This is a genomic window from Pseudochrobactrum sp. AO18b, from assembly GCF_000409565.1.
In the GTDB taxonomy this organism is placed as follows: Bacteria; Pseudomonadota; Alphaproteobacteria; order Rhizobiales; family Rhizobiaceae; genus Pseudochrobactrum; species Pseudochrobactrum saccharolyticum.
Window position 1 is genome coordinate 1 of record NZ_ANNO01000222.1, and the last position, 2,719, is coordinate 2,719.

General features: G+C 50.6%; 4 protein-coding genes. All 4 read left to right on the plus strand.

The annotated features are described in order from the left end of the window. Positions 1–117: 117 nt before the first annotated feature. Complete coding sequence (locus tag A918_RS0109100) at positions 118–435, plus strand: chorismate mutase (protein WP_028233597.1); 318 nt, start codon at positions 118–120, stop codon at positions 433–435. 103 nt (positions 436–538) lie between these two features. After that, entirely contained in the window at positions 539–958 is a 420-nt protein-coding gene (gene rpsP, locus A918_RS0109105) for a 30S ribosomal protein S16 (RefSeq protein WP_022710765.1), read from the plus strand. Between the two features lie 275 nt (positions 959–1,233). Further along, positions 1,234–1,863 carry a LemA family protein gene (locus A918_RS0109110; RefSeq protein WP_022710766.1) on the plus strand — a complete coding sequence of 210 codons (630 nt, stop codon included), beginning with the start codon at positions 1,234–1,236 and terminating at the stop codon, positions 1,861–1,863. 144 nt (positions 1,864–2,007) lie between these two features. Next, on the plus strand, positions 2,008–2,719 hold a 712-nt coding region (locus tag A918_RS0109115), incomplete at its 3' end, for a YgcG family protein (RefSeq protein WP_371257511.1).

Here is a 2,719-nt window from a genome sequence, read left to right on the forward strand (position 1 = left end):
TGGTAAGAGCGGCGGTATGCCGGGTCTCGGTGGTGGCCAAGGGTTGGGATTACCGGGCCTTGGCGGTCCGAGACTTCCTGGTCTTGGCGGCGGTCTGCCTGGCCTGCCTAAGAAGAAGTGAGCACGATGAGCGAACAACAGACAATTCCTGCCGAACTGCTCGCTTTGCGTGCATCTATCGATAATATTGATGCGGCGCTGATCCATATGCTTGCCGAGCGTTTTCGCTGCACAAAAGCTGTCGGTGTTCTGAAAGCCGAGCGCGGTCTGGCCGCTGCTGATCCGGCGCGTGAAAAACGACAAGTGGAACGTCTGCGTAACCTTGCGCAGGACGCCAGTCTCGACCCTGATTTTGCTGAGAAATTCCTGAACTTCATCGTGAAGGAAGTGATCCGGCATCATGAGCATACCGCCGCAAACCATACCGGACAGTGATGTTCGTTTTGCGGTGTAAAACACCATTGCGATCGTTTTAACGGTCGTATTTCAGAAATTGTTACTGTTTAAGTGACACGACATAAACTTTAAGGAAAACACTATGTCCCTGAAAATCCGTCTGGCACGCGCCGGCTCCAAGAAGCGCCCTTACTACCACATCGTTGTTGCAGACGTTCGCGCACCACGCGACGGCCGTTTCATCGAAAAGCTGGGTTCATGGAATGCAACCCTTGCTAACAAAGAAGAGCGCGTTGTTGTTAATGCAGAACGCATTCAGTATTGGATCGGTCACGGCGCACAGCCAACAGACCGCGTTCTGCGCTTCCTCGATCAGGCTGGTATTGCTAAGCGTGAAGCCGGCAACAACCCAACCAAAGGCGTACCAGGCAAAAAAGCTCAGGAACGTCTGGCAATGGCTAAGCAGGCTGAAGAAGAAGCCGCTGCAAAGGCTGCAGAAGCCGCTGAAGCAGCAGCTGCTGCCGCTGCTGCGCCTGCTGAAGAAGCTCCGGCTGCAGAATAATTCTGAGCAAAGCATTTCCAGCAAAAGTGGGTACCGGTTTTGCGTAGGATAATGCGCTAAATAAAAATAGAGTTTTTGCGGGTTAATATCCGTAATTAAAAATACCGTGCCTCTGTAAAGCGGCACGGTATTTTTTTGTCTTAAAAGACCGGTTTGAAAAGCTGCGCATTATTTGTATTTTTCATATTTATTAAGTGTGTATTTTCAAATGGGATTTTGCGGTTTATTTATAACCAATGATCTGCGCGAAACTTGTGCAAGATGAGGAGATACCCATGACCGGTCAGACTTCTGCTGTAACAACAGTTCCGCTGAAAATGCGCTCGCTGCTAACGCTTGTCTTATTGATGTTTATGCCGCTGCTGGCAGCCTGTGGTTTCAATACCATTCCGACCAATGAGGAAAAGGCCAAAGCTGCGTGGAGCGAAGTGCTCAACCAGTATCAGCGCCGCACCGATCTTATTCCTAATCTGGTGGAAACCGTTAAAGGCTATGCTGCCCATGAGCAGGAAACGCTGACTGCGGTGATTGAAGCCCGTTCCAAGGCAACGCAGACACAGATTTCTCCGGAAATGCTGAATAATCCGGAATTGTTCAAACAGTTTCAGGATAATCAGGCCAATCTGAGCAGTGCTCTGTCCCGTCTGATGGTTGTGGTTGAGAAATATCCTGATCTGAAAGCCAATCAGAACTTCCTCGCGCTGCAATCACAGCTGGAAGGCACTGAAAACCGCATTGCTGTCGCGCGCCGCGATTATATTGAAGCGGTACGTGTTTATAATACCGGCCTGAAGACCATGCCGACTATGTTGTGGAAGACATTGTGGTTCTGGAACAATGAACCGATGCCGACTTTCACTATTGATCCGGCTTCTCAGGCCGCTCCTAAAGTACAGTTCAACTGATGATAGCGGGCAGGAGAAATCCTGCCCGTTCAACTTTTGCTGGCAATTTAGGAGAATGGTATGATTTCTGCCCGTCTCGCCGGTCTGCGTCTCATTCCGGAACAAGCTGCTTTCCGGTCTGCACTGAAAATGTTTCTGGCGGTGCTGCTGCTGGCATTTGCAAATCTGGCCTATGCGCAAAGCACGGATAAACCGGCCATTGCTTTAACCGATCGTGTGGTTGATGCGGCGGGGGTGCTGTCCTTTGCGCAGCAGCAGGAGTTGATTGCCAAACTCAGTGCTTATGAAAAAGAGTCATCCGATCAGATTGTGGTGGCAACGGTTCCAAGCCTCAATGGTATGGATATTGAGACCTATGCTAACCGGCTCTATCGTGCATGGGGTATTGGCCAGAAAAGCGAGAATAACGGTATTTTGCTGCTGGTAGCGCCCAATGAACGCAAAGTGCGTATTGAGGTCGGCTATGGTCTGGAGGGCACGGTAACGGATGCTCTCTCGGCAATCATTATCCAGAATGCGATCATTCCTGAATTCCGCAATGGCGACTATGGCACCGGCATTACCAAAGGTACCGATGATATTTTGCAGGTTCTGCGCGGAGAAGGGGCGGAATTACAGGCGCGTGCAAAACGCAATCAAAAAGAGGCTGCAGACCAGACGGACTGGATTGAGGTCATTTTTCTGATTTTCTGGATCAGTATTTTCTTCGGTGGTTTCGGTTTTACTTTGCTGGCTCCGGTTTTCGGCAGAAAAATCGGCCCCGATCGTTATGAATGGCTGGGCGTGACGATTGCATTGGGCGGCGGTGGTGGCGGTTCTTCAGGGCGAGGCGGCTATGGAGGTGGTTTCGGTGGTG